At 31.2% G+C, this 19,817-nt stretch carries 15 protein-coding genes; 8 read left to right on the top strand and 7 right to left on the bottom strand.

The genetic code is table 11. The features are described 5' to 3' along the window. Positions 1 to 17 precede the first annotated feature (17 nt). From ACW9UN_RS02715 to ACW9UN_RS02700, 4 genes are all read right to left on the bottom strand, one after another. Entirely contained in the window at positions 18 to 1,574 is a 1,557-nt protein-coding gene (locus ACW9UN_RS02715) for an NAD(P)/FAD-dependent oxidoreductase (RefSeq protein ID WP_459483666.1), read from the bottom strand. Between the two features lie 34 nt (positions 1,575 to 1,608). Then, on the bottom strand, positions 1,609 to 2,796 hold the full coding sequence (locus ACW9UN_RS02710; RefSeq protein ID WP_459483664.1) for a porin family protein: 1,188 nt from the start codon (positions 2,794 to 2,796) through the stop codon (positions 1,609 to 1,611). A 58-nt stretch (positions 2,797 to 2,854) separates the two neighbouring features. Further along, positions 2,855 to 3,229 carry an Hpt domain-containing protein gene (locus tag ACW9UN_RS02705; protein ID WP_459483662.1) on the bottom strand — a complete coding sequence of 125 codons (375 nt, stop codon included), beginning with the start codon at positions 3,227 to 3,229 and terminating at the stop codon, positions 2,855 to 2,857. A 163-nt stretch (positions 3,230 to 3,392) separates the two neighbouring features. Beyond that, complete coding sequence (locus ACW9UN_RS02700) at positions 3,393 to 4,484, bottom strand: M42 family metallopeptidase (protein ID WP_459483661.1); 1,092 nt, start codon at positions 4,482 to 4,484, stop codon at positions 3,393 to 3,395. A gap of 321 nt (positions 4,485 to 4,805) precedes the next feature. Between ACW9UN_RS02700 and ACW9UN_RS02695 the strand changes: the two genes are divergently transcribed. Then, a complete protein-coding gene (locus tag ACW9UN_RS02695) occupies positions 4,806 to 5,696 on the top strand; it encodes an ABC transporter ATP-binding protein (protein WP_459483659.1) in 891 nt (296 codons plus the stop codon). Positions 5,697 to 5,788: 92 nt separating this feature from the next. After that, positions 5,789 to 9,445: an ABC transporter permease/M1 family aminopeptidase gene (locus ACW9UN_RS02690; protein WP_459483657.1), complete on the top strand. Its 3,657-nt coding sequence runs from the start codon at positions 5,789 to 5,791 to the stop codon at positions 9,443 to 9,445. Positions 9,446 to 9,544: 99 nt separating this feature from the next. Here ACW9UN_RS02690 and katG read toward each other — a convergent pair whose 3' ends face one another. Then, positions 9,545 to 11,776, bottom strand: a complete 2,232-nt coding sequence (gene katG / locus ACW9UN_RS02685) for a catalase/peroxidase HPI (RefSeq protein ID WP_459483655.1) — start codon at positions 11,774 to 11,776, stop codon at positions 9,545 to 9,547. Positions 11,777 to 12,054: 278 nt separating this feature from the next. Between katG and ACW9UN_RS02680 the strand changes: the two genes are divergently transcribed. The 3 genes from ACW9UN_RS02680 (at position 12,055) to ACW9UN_RS02670 (ending at position 13,367) form a co-directional block, all read left to right on the top strand. Further along, positions 12,055 to 12,696 (top strand): peroxiredoxin, encoded by a 642-nt coding sequence (locus ACW9UN_RS02680; protein ID WP_459483653.1) that lies wholly within the window; start codon positions 12,055 to 12,057, stop codon positions 12,694 to 12,696. 70 nt (positions 12,697 to 12,766) lie between these two features. Beyond that, complete coding sequence (locus ACW9UN_RS02675) at positions 12,767 to 13,075, top strand: thioredoxin family protein (RefSeq protein WP_459483651.1); 309 nt, start codon at positions 12,767 to 12,769, stop codon at positions 13,073 to 13,075. Positions 13,076 to 13,109: 34 nt separating this feature from the next. Beyond that, positions 13,110 to 13,367 carry a DUF6952 family protein gene (locus ACW9UN_RS02670; protein ID WP_397446109.1) on the top strand — a complete coding sequence of 86 codons (258 nt, stop codon included), beginning with the start codon at positions 13,110 to 13,112 and terminating at the stop codon, positions 13,365 to 13,367. A gap of 344 nt (positions 13,368 to 13,711) precedes the next feature. Here ACW9UN_RS02670 and ACW9UN_RS02665 read toward each other — a convergent pair whose 3' ends face one another. Both ACW9UN_RS02665 and ACW9UN_RS02660 read right to left on the bottom strand, forming a co-directional pair. Next, positions 13,712 to 14,749: an RluA family pseudouridine synthase gene (locus tag ACW9UN_RS02665; RefSeq protein WP_459483649.1), complete on the bottom strand. Its 1,038-nt coding sequence runs from the start codon at positions 14,747 to 14,749 to the stop codon at positions 13,712 to 13,714. Between the two features lie 36 nt (positions 14,750 to 14,785). Beyond that, the gene (locus ACW9UN_RS02660; protein ID WP_459483647.1) at positions 14,786 to 15,670 is read right to left on the bottom strand and encodes a helix-turn-helix transcriptional regulator; all 885 of its coding nucleotides are present in this window, start codon (positions 15,668 to 15,670) and stop codon (positions 14,786 to 14,788) included. Positions 15,671 to 15,875: 205 nt separating this feature from the next. Here ACW9UN_RS02660 and hemA point away from each other — a divergent pair, with 205 nt between their 5' ends. From hemA to hemB, 3 genes are all read left to right on the top strand, one after another. Continuing rightward, positions 15,876 to 17,111 (top strand): glutamyl-tRNA reductase, encoded by a 1,236-nt coding sequence (gene hemA, locus ACW9UN_RS02655; protein WP_459483645.1) that lies wholly within the window; start codon positions 15,876 to 15,878, stop codon positions 17,109 to 17,111. Between the two features lie 8 nt (positions 17,112 to 17,119). Then, positions 17,120 to 18,712 (top strand): hydroxymethylbilane synthase, encoded by a 1,593-nt coding sequence (gene hemC, locus ACW9UN_RS02650; protein ID WP_459483643.1) that lies wholly within the window; start codon positions 17,120 to 17,122, stop codon positions 18,710 to 18,712. Between the two features lie 122 nt (positions 18,713 to 18,834). Beyond that, entirely contained in the window at positions 18,835 to 19,800 is a 966-nt protein-coding gene (hemB, locus tag ACW9UN_RS02645) for a porphobilinogen synthase (protein ID WP_459483641.1), read from the top strand. Positions 19,801 to 19,817: the final 17 nt, after the last annotated feature.

The following is a 19,817-nucleotide window of genomic DNA, read 5'->3' as shown; positions in this document are numbered from 1 at the left end:
GTTTATGATTGAAAATATTAGATTTTTGCAATCGCAGCTTCTGCACAACGTTCGCCATCCATAGCAGCAGAAACAATTCCGCCTGCATAACCACCACCTTCTCCACAAGGGTATAAGCCTTTAATTTGTGTGTGTTCTAAATCTTGTTTTCTGGGAATGTTTATTGGAGATGATGTTCTAGATTCTACACCAACAATATTTGCTTGGTTGGTAAAATATCCATGCATTTTTCCTCCAAAAGCTTTAAAGCCTTTTCGTAGTCTACCTCCAATAATTTTAGGTAATAAAGAGTGTAATGGAGCAGATTTTAAGCCAGGTTGATAAGAAGTTTCATTTAAATCTGTAGAGAGTTTACCGTCTACAAAATCTACTAATTTTTGTGCAGGTGCTGTTTGATTTCTTCCTCCAGCAGTAAATGCTAATTTTTCTAAGTTTTTTTGAAATTCTAAACCTTTTAAAGCGCCAAAATGCTCGTATTTTTTAAAGTCTTTGTCAATATTTAATTCTACGACAATACCCGAATTTGCAAATTTATTATTTCTTCTGCTGGGCGACATTCCGTTTACAACTACTTCGCCATTTGCTGTAGCTGCAGGAACAATAAAACCTCCAGGACACATGCAAAAAGAATACACGCCTCTGTTGTTTACTTGCTGCACTAAACTGTAGGCAGCAGCAGGTAATAGTTCGTCTCTTGCACCTTCGCAGCTATACTGAATTTGGTCTATAATTTCTTGAGGATGCTCTACACGAACACCCATTGCAAAAGATTTTGCTTTTAAATGTACCTTTTTTTTATCTAATAATTCATAAATATCTCTGGCTGAATGGCCTGTTGCCAAAATAACTGAATTTACGCTGAGTTCTGTATTGTTATTGATTTGAATTGCATTTAACGTATTATTGTTAATGATAAAATCGGTAACTCTGCTGTTAAAATGAATTTCGCCACCGAATTTTAAAATAGTTTCGCGAATATTTTGAATGATTTTTGGCAACTTATTTGTGCCTATATGTGGATGAGCATCTATTAAAATTTGTTCTGTGGCACCATGAAAAACTAGGTTTTCAAAAATTCTACGAACGTCACCTCGTTTTAAACTTCTGGTATATAGTTTTCCATCAGAGTAGGTGCCAGCCCCACCTTCTCCAAAACAATAATTAGAATCTTCATTTACAATATGCTCTTGATTTATAGCCTTTAAATCTCTTCTGCGTTCTTGCACATTTTTACCGCGTTCTAAAACTATAGGTTTGTAGCCTAATTCTATGCATCTTAAAGCCGCATACATGCCTGCTGGCCCAAAACCAATGATGTGAATTTCTTTTGCATTTGAAACATCTTTATAGTCAAAAGTATAGTCAGATTGTTCTGCTGGTGTTTCATTAATATATACAGCAATTTTATAATTGAAAATGATGTCTTTTTTACGAGCGTCAATCGATTTTCTTAAAACTTTTACCGCAGAAATTTCAGTAATATTCACAGAAAGCTTTTTAGAGGCTTTGTATGTTAAGATATTTTCTTTTTTTTCTTCTACTAAATTAATTCTAAGTTGAATTTCTTTAATCATTTGTAAAATTATAATTTATAAAACATTATTTATGTTAGAATAAAGAATATCCAAATAATAATGAAAACGTTTTGTTAGCATAGTTCCAAGGTATGTCATTGCTTAAGCCATCTGTTTTTTGATACCTAAATGCTAAGGTATATTTATTTTTATGTTTTAAGCCTAATTCTAGTCCAAGAGTAGTGTCTTTACTTTTATTAATGTCTATGTTTGATCCTGAATTTAAAAGAATATTAGAATTGTTACTAATTTCTGAAACTATATTAGCATTAACGAATAGTTTGGAATTTTTATTCATATAACAATAATGTCTGATGCCAATTGGTAATTCTATTGTGCTGTAATTTAAAGTGGCACTTTGAGTTTCAGCTTCAGTTTCTGATTTAAAATACTGATAGGTAGGCTCTAAAATTATTGACCATTTGTTTTTATTAAAAGGTAAAATAAATTCGGCCTCTAAACCAATTCTAAATGCTAAACCACTATCAAAATTAGCAAATTGGGTACCAGAAATGGTATTGACAATCTTTAAATTAGAGAAATTATAACCTATTCTAAAATTTAAGTTGAAAGGTTTTTTTGTCTGCTTTGTTTCGTAATCTATATAATTTGAATTTCTACAATTATTAAAGTCTATAAATAAATTGATGAGTTGTTTTTTTTTGTATTCTAAGTTTTTTATGTCTTTGATGTTAATATTTTGACATTTTAAATTGTTCCAAATTTGCTTTTTAAAGCTTTCATTTTCTGCAACTTTATTGTGTTTAGTCTTATACAATTTAAAAATTAGCTGGTTAATTTTACCATTGTCTACGTTAAAAAAATATTTTCTTAGATTTCCATCCTCATATACAAACAAATTTGCTTTACCTTCAATTAATACTTTAAGGAAAATTGTTTCTTTTTTAAACTCAGGATCTTTTACAGCGCTTAATTTATTGATGTTAGAGGTTGACCTATCTATTTTGATTGTGTTTCTTATGTATTTTGATGCACTATCAATACCAAATTCTTTTACATTATTTATGTTTTCGTTTAGTATATTAGAATTCTCAGAAAGTTTGTAGTCAAATTTAGTTGGGTTATTTTTCCAGTCGATGTTTTTAATAAAACACACTATGTATTTACCATCATTTTTTATAAAATATCCTTTTTCAAAAGATATTTGTGCGAAGAAATTTTGAGAAAACATTAAAATTAATACGCAGTACTTTTTGTTCATTATTAATGCACTTATTAAAATCTTAATGAAATCTTTAACTGTTCTTTTGTAAAAAAAACTACAAGGCTTCTAATTTTGTTAACATTGATTTGTATTCAACAATACTTTCTTTACAAACAGGTATTACATAATTTAATTTTTCTTTGATTAGGTTTTCGTTATCATTCTGTTTTGCAAGTTGTTCTAAAGTTGTAATTTCTTCTAAACAGCTGATACCCATTAAGCCAAACGATGATTTTAAGAAGTGACATACACTTCTTACTTCTTCATAATTTAAGTTGCTAAGATTGTTTTCTAGGATTTTTAACCTTGGTGTTGTTTCTGTAAGATAAACATTAATCAATTGTATTAACATGTCTTTATCAGTACCGAAAAAACTTTTTACAGAACTTACATCAACCACATTACTAGTTAATATTTTGTCAATTTCCATAATTTTAAATATTTTGGGGGATTATTGGTAAGCTTTGTGTAAATATAAAAAAAATATTCAAGATTTTTTTAAATATGAAGTTTTAGTTTTAAAAAAAATCCTCTCTAAATTAATAGAAAGGATTCTGTTTTTATAACTAGTAATGTACTATTAAAACTGGTGCTTACGCATCGAAATAAGAAAAGGTATCACCGTCTTTAATATTTAAAAGCGTTTCATAAATCATTTTAATTACGTTTTCTACATCATCTCTGTGTACCATTTCTACGGTAGTGTGCATGTACCTTAGTGGTAAAGATATTAGAGTAGAAGCAACTCCACCATTACTATACGCAAAGGCGTCTGTGTCAGTTCCTGTAGCTCTAGATAAAGCAGAGCGTTGAAATGGAATATTTTTAGCTTCAGCAGATGAAATGACTAGATCTCGTAATTTTTGTTGCACAGCAGGCGCATAAGCTACAACAGGGCCTTTGCCAATTTCTAGGAGACCTTCTTTCTTTTTGTCAATCATTGGTGTAGTAGTGTCATGTGTAACATCAGTAACAATAGCAACATTTGGCTTAATGGTTTGTGTAATCATTTCTGCACCACGCAAACCAATTTCTTCTTGTACAGCATTGGTTACATATAGTCCAAAAGGCAACTCAATATTATTTTCTTTTAATAAACGTGCTACTTCAGCAATCATAAACCCACCCATTCTATTGTCTAATGCTCTGCATACAAACTTGTTTCCATTTAAAATATGAAATTCATCTGGGTAGGTAATTACACAACCTACATGAACGCCCATTTCTAAAACTTCATCTTTGGTTGCAGCACCAACATCGATTGTAATATTATCAGGTTTTGGAGCTTGTTCATTAGATTTATCTCTAGTATGTATTGCTGGCCACCCAAAAACACCTTTTACAATTCCGTTTTTAGTATGAATATTTACAATTTTACTTGGTGCAATTTGATGATCTGAACCTCCGTTTCTAATCACATAAATTAATCCATTATCAGAAATATAATTTACATACCAAGAAATTTCATCTGCGTGGCCTTCTATAACAACTTTATATTTTGCATCAGGATTTATGATTCCAACTGCAGATCCGTAAGTGTCAGTAATAAAGCTGTCTACATAAGGTTTTAAGTAGTTCATCCATATTTTTTGCCCTTCCCATTCGTAACCTGTTGGCGAGGCATTATTTAAATATTTTTCTAAGAATTCTAAAGATTTTTCGTTTAAAATTGATTGTTCTGCCATTATAAAATGTTTATAAAATATTAATGTAAGCTAGTAAAAACATGTAATCTAAAATTAAAAAAAACTACTTCAAATACGATATTTTTTTACTTGATTGAGCTTTTACTAACCCTGTGTTTTTGTACTTTTAAATTTAATTTAATTGTAAAAATAATACCATTTTTTAGCATATCAATTAAAAAAATCATAAAAGAGTGTAACAAAAGTCCTTATTTTTACACTTATTTTAAAATTCTAAGATTGATGAGGATAAGAATTTTAACAAAGTATTATATACAATTTGTAAGAGTGCGCTAACACTATTTAACTAAAACTATTAAGATGAAGCTAGTAATTGAAAATTTAACCAAAACCTATAAAAACGGAGTAAAAGCAATAGATGATTTGAGTATTGAAATAGGCACAGGAATGTTTGGTTTGTTAGGGCCAAATGGAGCTGGTAAATCGTCTTTAATGAGAACCATTGCAACATTACAAAGTCCAGATTCTGGATCTATTACTTTTGGTGATATTAATGTTTTGGAAGATAATATGTCGCTTAGAAAAGTATTGGGGTATTTGCCTCAATCTTTTGGCGTATACCCTAAAATGTCTGCAAACGATTTGTTAGATTATTTTGCCACTTTAAAAGGAATTGCTAGTAAATCAGACCGACAAAAATTAATTAAGGAACTTTTAGAAATTACCAATTTATATGAGGTAAGATATAAACATGTAGCAGGTTACTCTGGAGGAATGAAACAGCGTTTTGGAATTGCACAATTATTGCTAAATAACCCAAAATTAATTATTGTTGATGAACCAACTGCAGGTTTAGATCCAGCTGAAAGACATCGTTTTTTAAATGTTTTAAGAGAAGTAGGTACAAATTGCACGGTTATTTTTTCGACTCATATTGTAGAAGATGTAAAAGAGTTGTGCAATGAAATGGCCATTTTAAATGGAGGAAAAATCTTAAAGCACACAACTCCACAAGAGGCTACAAAAGAAATTGAAGGGCAAATTTGGAAAAAAATAATCAACAGAGATGATTTAGAAGAAAATGAAAAAATGTTCAATATTTTATCATCGAACTATAATCAAGATAATACATTAAACATAAGAGTTTATTCACCAGAAAAACCTAGTGAAGAATTTGAAGCGGTTACTCCTCAGTTAGATGATGTGTATTTTATCGCTTTAAAACAAGATGAACCAGTTTTAACAAGTTAAGAGTTTAAAGTTAACAAGTTCAGAGTTAAAATTCTGAAAAATATTATCAAAAAAAGAAACTCATCACGCACCACTCATCACTTTACAAAATTATGTTTTCAACAATATTCAAACAAGAATTAAAGTACTGGTTTAAAAGACCATTATTTTATATTTATATGGCAATTTTTGTTTTAATTGCTTTTTTTATTTCGGCAACTTCTGCTGGTATATGGGATAGTATTACTGGTACTGTAGGTTCATCAAGAATCGTAAATTCTCCTATAAATGTAGTTGGTAGTTTTAATGCCTTTACTACTTTAATTTTCTTCTTATTTCCTTCTATTATTGGTGTTTCTATTTACAGAGATTTTAAGAGCGAAATGCATACCATTTTATTCTCTTATCCTTTTACCAAAGCCAACTATTTATTTGCTAAATTTTTGAGTGGTATTGTTGTGGTAACAGTAATTCTGTTTGCGGTAGCTTTGGGTATGATGATTGGGTATCGATTTCCAGGTACCAACCCAGATATTGTTGGTGATTTTAATATAATGAGTTATGTAAACACTTATTTGATATATGTTTTGCCAAATATGTTATTTTTTGGAGCAGTGGTTTTTGCAGTGGTTACTTTTTCTAGAAGTGTAGGCGCTGGTTTTATTACCGTAATTATTTTAATGTTTTTTCAAGGTGCTATTGGCAATATTTTTTCAGAACCAGAACAAGAAACTTTATTAGCATTGTTAGAACCTTCTGGTTTTTCGGCCTTAAATAAATACACAAAATATTGGACTGTTTACGAACAAAATCAATTGCAAGTTCCTCTAGAAGATTTTATTATTTATAACAGATTGTTGTGGTTAGCTATTTCTAGCTTGGTGTTTGCTTTGGTATATAAATATTTTAAATTTAGCCAAAATGCTATTGCCATATCTTTTAGAAAATCAAAATCAGAAAGAGTAATTAAAAGAAATTTTAGTGGAATTATAAGCATAAAATTACCAAAGGTTACCTACAATTATTCTTTTACTCAAAATTTAAAAACGATGTGGAGACTATCTAACATCGATTTTAAATATATTTTTAAAAGCATTCCGTTTATCTGTATATTAATTGTTGGGATTGTTGTTTTAATTACTTCATTATTTACAGTGGGCGAAATTTTTGGAACATCAACACTACCTGTTACCAGACAAATGCTTGATGGTGGTGTTTTATTCGAAATTTTAGTCATCAATATTTGTACTTTTTTATATGCTGGCATGTTGGTGCAAAGAGCGAATACAGCTAATGTAAATCACTTAGTAGATTGTACACCAATACCAAATTGGACCTTGCTTTTCTCTAAATTGATTGCACTAATAAAAATGCAGATTGTATTGTTGGCGGTAATTATGGTTTCTGGAATGTTATTTCAAATTTATCAAGAGTATTATAATTTTGAAATCGATCATTATATTAAAGAATTATTTGGTTTAAAACTATTGGGTTTTGTAGTTTGGGCATTGCTAGCTATATTTATTCAAACCTTGGTAAAAAATCAATATTTAGGTTTTTTTATCATTTTTATCATTGCCTCTGTGATGCCTTTCTTGCCAATTATTGGTATAGAGTTGCCTATATTTAGATACAATCAAGGCTCAGGAATTAGTTATTCAGATATGAATGGTTATGGAACGTCATTATCAAGATATTTATGGTATAAATTGTATTGGATTTTAGGGGGATCCATGCTTTTAATTTTAAGTATTTTATTTTGGGTTAGAGGCTTGCCAAGTTCATTTGCAGAACGTATTCATATTGCAGTACAGCGTTTTAAAATACCGCAAATTGTTACATTTTCAGTGGTTTTTATGGCATTTGTAACCTTAGGAACATTTATTTATTTAGAGACCAAATCCGACAGCGAAAACTCATCTTCTAAACAAGCAGAATTGGATGCAGTTGAATGGGAAAAAAAGTATAAAAAATACGAAGACTACAAGCAACCAAGAATTGTTGCTGTTAAGGCTGATGTAGATATTTATCCAAAGAAAAGAACCTATAAAGCAAGCGCAGTCTACACAATGGTAAACAAAACTGACGAAGCTATTGATAGCGTTTTTGTAAATCACAATTCTTTAGAAAACACGTTTGAGTTTAATAAACCAAATAATCTAGTTTTAGAGGATTCCATTTTTAATTTTGATATCTTTAAATTTAAAAATGCCATTCAGCCTGGTGATTCTCTGCAGTTAACGATTCATGTAAAAAGTGAAGAAAATTCTACCTTTCGACAAAAATCACCTATAATCGAAAACGGAACATTTATCAATAACTCTTCGATGTTTCCTTCTTTAGGATATTCTTCTCAAGGAGAATTAAGAGATAATAAAACCCGTAAAAAATACGATTTACCACCAAATGATTTACGTCCTTATCCTACAGATTCAACTGCTTTAAAAAATACTTATATTGCTAAAGATGCAGATTGGATTGATTTTGAAGCCACGGTTTCTACTTCTAAAGATCAAATTGCGATAGCTCCTGGATATTTACAAAAAGAATGGGTAGAAGGGAATCGCAAATATTTTCATTATAAAATGGATAGTAAAATCTTAAACTTTTACGCGTTTAATTCTGCAAGATACGAAGTGAGAAAAGAGATGTATAAAGGGGTAAGTTTAGAAATTTATTATCACAAACCACACACGTTTAATTTAGATAGAATGCTAAAAGGGATGAAAGCTTCTTTAGATTATAATGAGAAAAATTTTAGTCCTTATCAACACAAACAATTACGAATTTTAGAGTTTCCAAGAACCTTTGGAACCTTTGCGCAATCTTTTGCAAATACCATTCCGTTTTCAGAAGGTTTTGGTTTTATTGCAGATGTGGATGATGATAATGAAGATGGAGTTGATTATCCTTTTGCAGTTACAGTTCACGAAGTTGCTCATCAATGGTGGGCGCATCAAGTAATTGGTGCAGATGTTTTAGGGGCTACAATGTTGTCCGAAAGTTTATCAGAATATGTGTCTTTAAAAGTATTAGAACATCAAAATGGAAAAACCAAAATGCGTACTTTTTTAAAGGATGCTTTAGATGGTTATTTAATGCAAAGAACCTTTGAAAGTAAGCGCGAAAAGCCTTTAATGTATAATGATGGGCAAGGTTATATTCGTTATCAAAAAGGATCTTTAGTGTTTTATGCTTTGAGTGATTATATAGGTGAAGAAAAGTTAAATGGTGCTTTAAAAAAATATGTAGAAAAGGTGAAATTTCAAGAAGCGCCTTATACTACTTCTTTAGAAATGGTGAATTACATTAAAGAAGTTACCCCAGATTCTTTACAATATGTAATTAAAGATATGTTTGAAACCATAACTTTATATAAAAACAGAATTACAGATGTAAAATCTACAGCATTAGAAAATGGCAAATACCAAGTAGATATTGAGTTTGAAGTGGCTAAATATAGAAATAACGAAAAAGGAAAAAAGATTTATGGCGAAAAAGTGGGAGACACTTTAAGTTATACTCCAAAAGATAAAAAGAAACCAATTTTATCTGTAAAATTAGCAGATTATATTGATATTGGTGTTTTTGGTACAGAAGAAGTTGATGGTGTAAAAAAAGAAGTAGAATTGTATTTACAGAAACATAAAATTACTCAGATTCATAATAAAATCAGCATAATTGTTGATCAAAAACCTACTGAAGTTGGTGTAGATCCTTACAATAAATTAATCGATACGCAGTCTATGGATAATCGTCAGAAAATTTAATATTGCTATTTGGGTTAGAACATTGCACAACAAAATACATAATATAAAAAAAGGAGATTCAAAAAAATCTCCTTTTTTAATGTGTATATAATAGATGTATTATTTTATGTCGAATCTGTCTAAATTCATCACTTTTGTCCATGCTTTTACAAAATCGTTTACAAAACGTTCTTCACCATCATTAGCACCATACACCTCGCAAACCGCTCTTAATTCTGTATTAGAACCAAAAATTAAATCTGCTCTTGTGCCATAAAATTTCATTGCTCCAGTAGCTCTATCACGTCCTATAAATTCTTTTTCTTCGGTGTTAGCGGCACTCCAGGTTAATGAGAAATCTAAAATATTAGTAAAGAAATCATTGCTTAAAGAACCAACATTTTCTGTAAAGACTCCGTGTTTAGAATTGTCATAATTAGTTCCTAAAACTCTTAAGCCACCAACCAAAACCGTCATTTCAGGAATTGATAATGATAATAGATTAGCTTTATCAACTAATAAATCTTCTGCAGCAACATTTAATTTCGGATTCATGTAATTTCTAAAACCATCAGCAATTGGCTCTAAATAGCTAAAAGATTCTAAGTCGGTTTGTGCCTGAGTAGCATCTCCTCTTCCAGAGGTAAAAGGTACAGTTATAGAATATCCAGCATTTTTGGCGGCTTTTTCAACTCCTGCAGTACCAGCTAAAACAATTAAATCTGCCATAGAAATGGTGCCTTTAAACTCTTGTTGAATTCTTTCTAAAACAGTTAAAACCTTATGTAATTCATTAGGGTTGTTAACTGCCCAGCTTTTTTGAGGTTCTAAACGAATTCTACCTCCATTGGCACCTCCACGTTTATCAGAATTTCTATAGGTTGATGCAGATGCCCAGGCCGTTTTTACGATTTCAGAAATAGATAATTCAGAAGCCAAAATCATTTGCTTTAAAGTTGCAATATCCTCATCAGATAAAACATAAGCTACTTTAGGAATTGGATCTTGCCAAATTAATTCTTCAGTTGGTACTTCTGGGCCTAAGTAACGATCAACAGGTCCCATATCTCTGTGAGTTAACTTATACCAAGCTTTTGCAAAAGCCTCTTCAAAAGCGTTATGATTTTTATGAAAATATTCTGAGATTTTTCTATAAGTAGGGTCTATTTTTAGAGCCATATCAGCAGTAGACATCATTATAGATTGTGTTCCTTTTCCACCAGCAGCTGGTGCTTTTCTGGCTTTAGACGCTTCAGTTGGTATCCATTGATGTGCACCTGCAGGACTTTTGGTCAATTCCCAATCATAATTTAATAAAACATCAAAATAATCAGCATCCCATTGAGTTGGGTTTGGGGTCCAAGCGCCTTCTAAACCACTTGTAATCGTATCGTCTAAAACACCAGATTTATATGTGTTTTTCCATCCAGTACTCATTTCTTCAATAGCAGCTCCATGAGGTTCTGCACCTACGTATTTATCAGGATCAGCAGCTCCATGTGCTTTACCAAAGGTATGACCACCAGCAATAAGGGCAACTGTTTCTTCGTCGTTCATTGCCATTCTGCCAAAAGTAATTCTAATATCGTGTGCAGATTTTAAGGGGTCTGGCTCTCCATTTGGTCCTTCAGGATTCACGTAAATCAATCCCATATGTACTGCACCTAAATGTCCTTCTAAATCACCATCAGAAGTATCATATCTTTCATCATTATCCAACCAACCCGTTTCGCTTCCCCAATACACATCCTGTTCTGGTTCCCAAACATCTTCTCTTCCTCCTGCAAAGCCAAAGGTTTTAAAACCCATAGATTCTAAAGCACAGTTGCCTGCTAAAACCATTAAATCTGCCCAAGAAATTTTACTTCCATATTTTTGTTTAATTGGCCAAAGTAATAGTCTGGCTTTATCTAAATTTCCATTATCTGGCCAGCTGTTTAGTGGTGCAAATCGTTGCGATCCAGAGCTTGCGCCACCACGTCCATCACCAACTCTGTAAGTTCCTGCACTGTGCCAAGCCATTCTGATCATAAACCCACCATAATGGCCATAATCTGCTGGCCACCAATCTTGCGAGTCTGTCATTAGGTCAATTACATCTTGTTTTAATTCATCATAATTAATGCTATTAAAAGCCTCAGCATAATTAAAATCTTTACCCATTGGGTTTGATTTTGAGGTGTGTTGTCTTAGAATATTTAGTTTTAATTCGTTAGGCCACCAATCTCTATTAGAGGTTCCACCTCCAGCAGTTTTTTTAAGGTTTCCGCTCATAAATGGGCATTTTTCTGTAGCCTCTGATTCATTTAATTTCCAAACATTTGTATTTGGATTCGATTTTTTATTTTCCATAAGTTTATGTATTATCATTTTAATAGAAATTCAAAATTACATTATTTTTTTCGATAATTTTTATCTATAATTTTTATTTGATGATAATTTATAGTTATTAAAATAGTTTTAAATCTTAATTTTTTGATATTTATTTTTAGGATAAAAAAAGTTTTAAATCATATTGAAAAAACCTATTCGTAAATAAGAATTTTCTTTTTTTTTAGTTCGTATATTCAAGAAAAGCCTATAGTTTTGCAGTGTAACAAATCCAAAGAAATTAATTAAAATAAAACAAAATGGCAACAGCGGTAGGAAAAAAATTCCCAGATTTAAATGTAGACGCAATGAATGAAATGGGAGATACGTTTAAATTAAATGTATTAGAAGAAGCAGTAAACAATAAGAAAAAAGTGTTATTATTTTGGTATCCAAAAGATTTTACTTTTGTATGTCCAACAGAATTACATGCGTTTCAAGCTGCTTTAGGTGAGTTTGAAAAAAGAAATACAATTGTTATTGGAGCATCTTGCGACACACCAGAAGTACACTTTGCTTGGTTAAGTACCTCTAAAGATAATGGTGGTATTGAAGGTGTAACGTATCCAATATTAGCAGATTCTAATAGAAATTTATCTTCTATTTTAGGGATTTTAGACATCACAAATGAAACTTTTGATGAGGCAACACAAACTGTACAAGTTGAAGGTGATAACGTAACCTATAGAGCTACGTATTTAATTGATGAAGAAGGAACTGTGTTTCATGAAGGTATTAACCATATGCCTGTAGGTAGAAATGTAAACGAATTTTTACGTTTAATTGATGCTTACGCGCACGTTCAATCTCATGGAGAAGTTTGTCCTGCAAACTGGGAAGAAGGTAAAGAGGCAATGTCTCCAAACGCAAAAGGTACAGCTGAATATTTATCAGCTCACTAAACATTAATAATAGATTATGAATTACGGGTTTACAACTCGTAATTCATAATTTAAAAAACACACAATTAAAATGGTACAAGAATTAACAACAGATAGTTTACAAGAAATTGTAAAAGAAAATGAAAAGGTAGTAGTACAATATTCTGCAACTTGGTGTGGTAATTGTAGAATTATGAAACCAAAGTTTAAAAAGCTAGCATCTGAAAATGAAAGTACAGCTTTTGTAATTGTTGATGCAGAGAAATTTCCTGAAAGTAGAAAATTGGCAGATGTTAGTAATTTACCAACTTTTGCAACTTTTGTTGGTGGCGAAAAGAAAAACCAAGTACAAACGAATAAGTTTGATGTGTTAAAAGAACTGGTATCTGAGGTTATTTAATTTCATACTACTAAATCTAATTAAAATGTAAATTATGAAGTTACCAGTTATAAAGCACCTAACCAATTTTATTGAAGAAAACGATCAAGATTATATTTTAGAAACCATTGAAACTTTAGAAGCTTTAACTGAAGTTCCGTCTTTAAAAGATGAAGAACTAGACGTTATTGGCGAGTTAATTTCTAATTTATACGGAGCTGTAGAAGTGGATAAAATGATTAAAGATGGAACCCCTAAGAAAGAAGCCTTAAATGCTTTTATGAAACGCGTGTTGGGTTCCATTGATAACTAAAATCAAAAGGTATTTGATGCTTACCTCAAGTAAAATCTTGAGGTTTTCTTATTGTATTTATGTTTAGTTTTATTTAGATTATTATTATAAATTATTTCTTCCATATAATATAACCTCTACAAAGAGGTAAAATTTCTGAAACAGTTCTAAAAAACCAATATTTAAGAAGGCATGTTATACTCAAAAGTTGTTAATATGATGATTGATTAACGTGTCGTAATCTAAATATAATAGCGATTTCAGATTTTGATTTTTTTCTTGAGAGCTAAAGAATTTCACCTCATTTTATTATGAAATATTTTTAAAATCTGTCGTTAAATTTCATACAATAGTCTTAGAAGTGACTATTGGTCTATCTCTTTAGAGTGCTCAGAATACGTTCTCCATTTCTCTAAACAATCACTAATATCTTTAGGGATTTCTGAGTCGAATTGCATAAATTTTCCAGTTACAGGATGTGTAAAACCTAAAGTTTTGGCATGTAAAGCCTGTCTTGGTAAAACTTTAAAGCAGTTTTGTACAAACTGTTTGTACTTTGTAAAAGTGGTGCCTTTTAAAATATCATTTCCCCCATAACGCTCATCGTTGAATAATGTATGGCCAACATGTTTAAAATGTGCTCTTATTTGGTGGGTTCTACCTGTTTCTAATTTACATTGTACTAAAGTTACATAGGTTAAACGTTCCAGAACTTTAAAATGAGTAACTGCGTGTTTTCCGAAATCACCTTCTGGGAAAACTGCCATTTGCAAACGATTCTTTAAACTTCGTCCAATATTTCCTTCAATTCTACCTTCATCTTCCTCTATATTTCCCCAAACTAAAGCGTAATATAAACGTTCTGTAGTTCTATCAAAAAATTGTTTTGATAAATGGGCTAAAGCAAATTCGGTTTTTGCAACTACAAGAAGTCCGCTTGTATCTTTATCAATTCTATGAACTAAACCTGGTCTTTCATTAGAATTTGTAGGTAAGTTTTCAATATGGTAAATTAAACCATTTACCAAAGTGCCTGAGTAATTTCCATGGCCTGGATGCACCACCATTCCTGCTGGTTTGTTAACTACAATTAAAGTGTTATCCTCATAGACAATATCTAAGGGAATATTTTCTGCAACCAATAGATTTTCAGGAGGAGGGTAAGCCAAAACAACACGAACAACATCATTGGGTTTTACTTTATGATTTGATTTTACAACCACATCATTTACTAAAATATTACCTGCTTTTGCTGCTTGTTGTATTTTATTTCTGGTAGCATTTTCAATAAAATTCATTAAAAATTTATCTACGCGTAAAGGTATTTGCCCATCACTTGCTACAAACTTATGGTGTTCGTACAAGTCATCGTTTTCTATATGTTGAGAAGGTTCTTCTTTCAATTGTAAGGTTTTCTAAAATTGCAAAATAACAACTAATTATTGATTTAAACTCATTACATATTTTTTTGGGGTAGTTCCAAACTTCTTTTTAAAGGCTGCAATAAAATGGCTGGCAGTACTGTAGCCTACCTGAGTGCCAACTTCGTTAACATTAAATCGGTTACTTTCTAGCAGTCTGCGAGCATGTTCCATTTTGTAATCAAATAAAAAACTGTATACAGTGTCTCCGTAAATTTGCTTAAAACCTTCCTTTAGTTTTTTTATGTTGAGGCCAATTTCGTTAGCTAACTCTTGTAAACTTGGTGGTTCAGCCATTCTGTCAATAATAATTTCTTTGGCTTTTCTAATTTTTAAAACATTTTGTTCATCTACTAAAAAAGGACAGTATTCACCCTCAACATTTTCATCTTGCTGAAAGTGTAAACTTAATAATTCGTAAACTTTACCTTTAACGTACAAATTTCTAATTGAACTATTGATGTTTGAGTTGATGATTTGCTGTAAAACAATGGAAACAGTAGGTTTTATTTCTGTATCATCATAATATTTTCGATTACTATTTTCATTGCTTAAAAACGGAATGTAACCAGATTCTTTTGAAAACAATGAGTGAAATTTTTCAATTGAAATCAACAAAGAAATTAACGTGGTCTTAGGTTGATTCTCTAAATGAATGGGTAAAGTTCTCTGCGGATTGTATAACAGAATAGATCTTCCATCTAAAACATCAAAAGAATACGCGCCGCTGTTAAATAAAAACTTTGAGTATCCTCTTAAGCAAAAATGAATTTGAATAAAAGTGCTGTTAATAGCTCTTTCAAAAACTTGTACATCTTTGCTTTCGTTCTGAAAATGAAGTACATAAAAACCGTCATCTAAGGTAATTTCTTCTAAAGTACTTTCGCCGACATTTTTAAACATGATTTTGCGTTTAAATTTGATTCTTTTTATTTAGAACGGTTCTATATAACATTATGTAAAAACCCTATAATCACTACAAAAATAAGGGTTTTTAGAGGTTTAAAGGTTAAAAAACATGTAAAAAACATTTAACGTTATAAAAAGTACTTTTAGCGATGTTTTTTTTTAAATATAGTTTTTACTTTTGACCAACTTTTAGAATAAAATGCAAGAAGTAAGGCAGGAGCACTTTTATAATATCGGGGTTAGTTACAAAAAAGCAGACGCTAACACACGCGGAAAATTTTCTTTGTCTAAAGAAAATCAAAAATCTTTATTGACTTTAGCTAAAGAAAAAGGTTTTGAAGGTGTTTTTGTGTTATCAACATGTAACCGAACAGAAATATCGGGTTTTGCAAAAAGGCCGTGTCAACTAATAGAGTTATTGTGTGAATTTTGTGAAGGTACAATTCAAGAGTTTGCCAAATTCTCAAATGTTTTTAAAGATCAAGAAGCAATTCATCAACTATTTAGAATTGGTACAGGCTTAGAAAGTCAAATTTTAGGAGATTATGAAATTGTTGGGCAATTAAGGCAGTCTTTTAAAATGGCAAAATCGTTAAAAACAACAAATGCTTATTCAGAAAGGTTGATAAATTCGGTGCTTCAAGCAAGTAAAAGAGTAAAAAACGAAACAAAATTAAGTTCAGGAACCACTTCTGTTTCCTATGCAGCAGTGCAATACATCATTAAAAATTTACCCGATTATAATTCAAAGAATATTTTAGTTTTTGGTTTGGGTAAAATGGGAAAATATACCTGTAAAAATCTTGCAGAATATACGCAGAACAAGCAAGTCTCTTTAATTAATCGAACCGAAGAGAAAGCTACTAATTTTGTTAAAGAGCATACTACAATTAGAAAGGCTTTAATCGAAAACTTGTCTGAAGAGGTAGATAGAGCAGACGTGTTAATTGTTTCTACAGGTGCTGACAAACCCACCATAACAGCCGCACACGTTGCTAAAAATCAAGAATTACTAATATTAGATTTGTCTATGCCAGAAAACGTCTCTAAAGATGTTACTAACTTTGATGGTGTAACTTTAATAAATGTAGATGAATTGTCAAAAATTACTGATGAAACATTGGCAATTCGTCAACAAGAGGTTCCTCTAGCAGAAGCTATTATTGAAACACACAAGGCGGAATTTAATAACTGGTTAAACCACAGAAGATTTACACCTGCAATTGCTGCATTAAAGCAATCTTTAGAAAATATTAAAAACGACGAAATTAACTTTCAAAAGAAAAAAATTACTGATTTTGATGAAAATCAAGCAGAAATCTTAACTTCACGTTTTATCCAAAAAATAACAACACAATTTGTGAAACATTTAAAAGATGATGAAACATCAGTTTCGCAAAGCCTTCAAGTAATTAGTAAGGTATTTCAATCTTAAAAAACTAAATGCAAAAAACCATAAGAATAGGAACTCGCGATAGCCAATTAGCGCTTTGGCAAGCTAATAAAGTACGCAAAGAATTAACGGAATTGGGTTACGAATCTGAGATTGTTCCTATAAAATCTACTGGCGATATTGTTTTAGACAAACCTTTGTACGAGTTAGGTATTACAGGTATTTTTACCAAAAACTTAGATATTGCCATGTTAAATGGCGATATTGATATTGCTGTACATTCTTTAAAAGATGTACCAACTTCTTTACCAGAAGGTATTGTACAAGCTGCAGTTTTAAAACGTGCTAATTATAGCGATATTTTAGTTTTAAAAGATACAGAAGAGTTTTTTGGTCAGCCAAATGGAGTAATTGCAACTGGTAGTTTGCGTAGAAAAGCCATGTGGTTAAATCGTTATCCAACCCATAAAGTTGTAGATTTAAGAGGTAATGTAAATACACGTTTGCAAAAATTAGAAGATAATAATTGGAATGGAGCTGTTTTTGCAGCTGCAGGATTAGAAAGAATAGGGATAAGACCTGCTGGTGCAATTAACCTTTCTTGGATGATTCCTGCTCCTGCTCAAGGTGTTATCATGATTGCTGCTTTAGAAAAAGATGATTTTGTAAAAGATGCTTGCGAACAATTAAACCATTATGAAACGCAAGTTTGTGCTGGTATAGAAAGAGAGTTTTTAAAATTGTTAGAAGGTGGTTGTACAGCGCCAATTGGTGCTTTGGCTTATGTTGATGAAAAAACTGAAGAAATCAATTTTAAAGGCGTTTTGTTAAAAAGAGATGGTTCTAAGAAAATTACCGTAAACAAAACTGCAAAAATGGGACGTCATCGTTATTTGGCAAAAGATTGTGCAGATTATGTAATTAATAGAGGTGGTAAAGAGTTAATGTTAGAAGATGAAGAAGTTTCTGTAGTTAGAAACAAAGTGTATTCTACCAAAAAATTATCAGAAGCACAAAAGAAAACCTTACCACATACTATTGGTATAGACGATAGCGATTTTATTAAAATTCGATTTAATAGAATTCCTCCAAAGGTGATGAAAAATGAAATTGAAAATGTAATTATCACGAGTCAGAATGGAGTAGAAGCAATCTTAAATTCGTTTACCAAAAACGAACTTAAATTTAAAGATATTTATTGCGTAGGTAGAAGAACAAAAAAACTGATAGAAAATAGAATTGGTAATGTAACTTACGTGGCTAAAAATGCAAAAAAGTTAGCAGAATATTTATCAAAAGAATTAGAAACTAAAGAAGTAACTTATTTTTGTAGTGATTTACGTTTAGACATATTACCAGCATTTTTAAAAACGCACGATATTGTTGTAAACGAAGTAGAGGCTTACAAAACCATGTATAGTCCAGAAAAAATAGCAGAAGATGTTTCTGGTGTTTTGTTTTATAGTCCTTCAGGAATTGAGAGTTATTTAAAAGAAAATTCTACAGATAAAGTTGCCTTTTGTATTGGAGAAACTACTGCTAAGGAAGCCAAAAAATATTTCGAAAATGTACAAGTTGCCAATTTACCAAGCGTGGATTCAGTGCTAGATTTAGTGCAAAATCATTATTCAATTTCATCTTAACCTTCAAATTAAGGAATTGTTTGAGAAAAAAATAAAACAAAGTATATGCTACTTTGTGAAATAAAAAAATATTAACCGCACAAATTCCATTGTGCTCCCCTTTGGGGAAACAGGGGCTTTTTATGTTTAGAACAAGAAGATTACGAAAATCAGAAGGAATTAGAAGATTGGTTAGAGAAACTAAATTGTCTGTAGATGATTTTATCTACCCATTATTTATAGAAGAAGGAGAAAATATAGAAACTGAAATCGTTTCTATGCCAGGAATTAAACGTTTTTCTTTGGATAAAATTTCTAAAGAATTAGATGAGGTTGTTTCTTTAAATATTCCTGCAGTTTTATTATTTGGTATTCCATCAGAAAAAGATGATGAAGGTACAGAAACTTGGAACGACAATGGAATTATGCAACAAGCCATTCGTTTTATCAAGAAAAATTACCCAAGTTTATACGTAATCACAGATGTTTGTTTTTGCGAATATACTTCACATGGGCATTGTGGAATTATTCATGATAATGATGTTGATAATGATGCCACTTTAGTAAATATTGCCAAACAAGTTATTTCTCACGCCAAAGCAGGCGTAGATATGGTTGCACCTTCTGGAATGATGGATGGAACAATAGATATGATTCGTCAATCTTTAGACAATACAGGATATCCAAACTTACCAATTATGGCATATTCTGTAAAATATGCATCAGCATTTTATGGGCCATTTAGAGATGCAGCAGATTCTGCACCCACTTTTGGAGACAGAAGAACTTATCAAATGGATCCATCAAATAGAGATGAAGGAATGCGTGAAGCTACTTTTGATGATCAAGAAGGCGCAGATATTTTAATGGTAAAACCTGCTTTGTCTTACTTAGACATCATTAGAGATTTAAAAAATAATTTTGATAGACCAATTGCATGCTATAATGTTAGCGGAGAATATGCAATGGTAAAAGCAGCTGCAGAAAAAGGTTGGATTGACGGAGAAAGAGTTATGATGGAAAGTTTGTTATCAATGAAAAGAGCAGGCGCAGATATTATTATTACTTATTTTGCTAAAGAAGCAGCAAAGTTGCTGTTAAAGGGTTAAACTGTTTAATTGTGTAA

This window comes from Polaribacter litoreus, from assembly GCF_054584775.1.
This window is presented reverse-complemented; position numbering and strand designations above follow the sequence as displayed.

Excerpts from the sequence above, each read along its gene's own strand:
- ACW9UN_RS02715 (WP_459483666.1), bottom strand. The coding sequence starts at position 1,574 with ATGATTAAAGAAATTCAACTTAGAATTAATTTAGTAGAAGAAAAAAAA.
- ACW9UN_RS02710 (WP_459483664.1), bottom strand. The coding sequence starts at position 2,796 with ATGAACAAAAAGTACTGCGTATTAATTTTAATGTTTTCTCAAAATTTC.
- ACW9UN_RS02705 (WP_459483662.1), bottom strand. The coding sequence starts at position 3,229 with ATGGAAATTGACAAAATATTAACTAGTAATGTGGTTGATGTAAGTTCT.
- ACW9UN_RS02700 (WP_459483661.1), bottom strand. The coding sequence starts at position 4,484 with ATGGCAGAACAATCAATTTTAAACGAAAAATCTTTAGAATTCTTAGAA.
- ACW9UN_RS02695 (WP_459483659.1), top strand. The coding sequence starts at position 4,806 with ATGAAGCTAGTAATTGAAAATTTAACCAAAACCTATAAAAACGGAGTA.
- ACW9UN_RS02690 (WP_459483657.1), top strand. The coding sequence starts at position 5,789 with ATGTTTTCAACAATATTCAAACAAGAATTAAAGTACTGGTTTAAAAGA.
- katG (WP_459483655.1), bottom strand. The coding sequence starts at position 11,776 with ATGGAAAATAAAAAATCGAATCCAAATACAAATGTTTGGAAATTAAAT.
- ACW9UN_RS02680 (WP_459483653.1), top strand. The coding sequence starts at position 12,055 with ATGGCAACAGCGGTAGGAAAAAAATTCCCAGATTTAAATGTAGACGCA.
- ACW9UN_RS02675 (WP_459483651.1), top strand. The coding sequence starts at position 12,767 with ATGGTACAAGAATTAACAACAGATAGTTTACAAGAAATTGTAAAAGAA.
- ACW9UN_RS02670 (WP_397446109.1), top strand. The coding sequence starts at position 13,110 with ATGAAGTTACCAGTTATAAAGCACCTAACCAATTTTATTGAAGAAAAC.
- ACW9UN_RS02660 (WP_459483647.1), bottom strand. The coding sequence starts at position 15,670 with ATGTTTAAAAATGTCGGCGAAAGTACTTTAGAAGAAATTACCTTAGAT.
- hemA (WP_459483645.1), top strand. The coding sequence starts at position 15,876 with ATGCAAGAAGTAAGGCAGGAGCACTTTTATAATATCGGGGTTAGTTAC.
- hemC (WP_459483643.1), top strand. The coding sequence starts at position 17,120 with ATGCAAAAAACCATAAGAATAGGAACTCGCGATAGCCAATTAGCGCTT.
- hemB (WP_459483641.1), top strand. The coding sequence starts at position 18,835 with ATGTTTAGAACAAGAAGATTACGAAAATCAGAAGGAATTAGAAGATTG.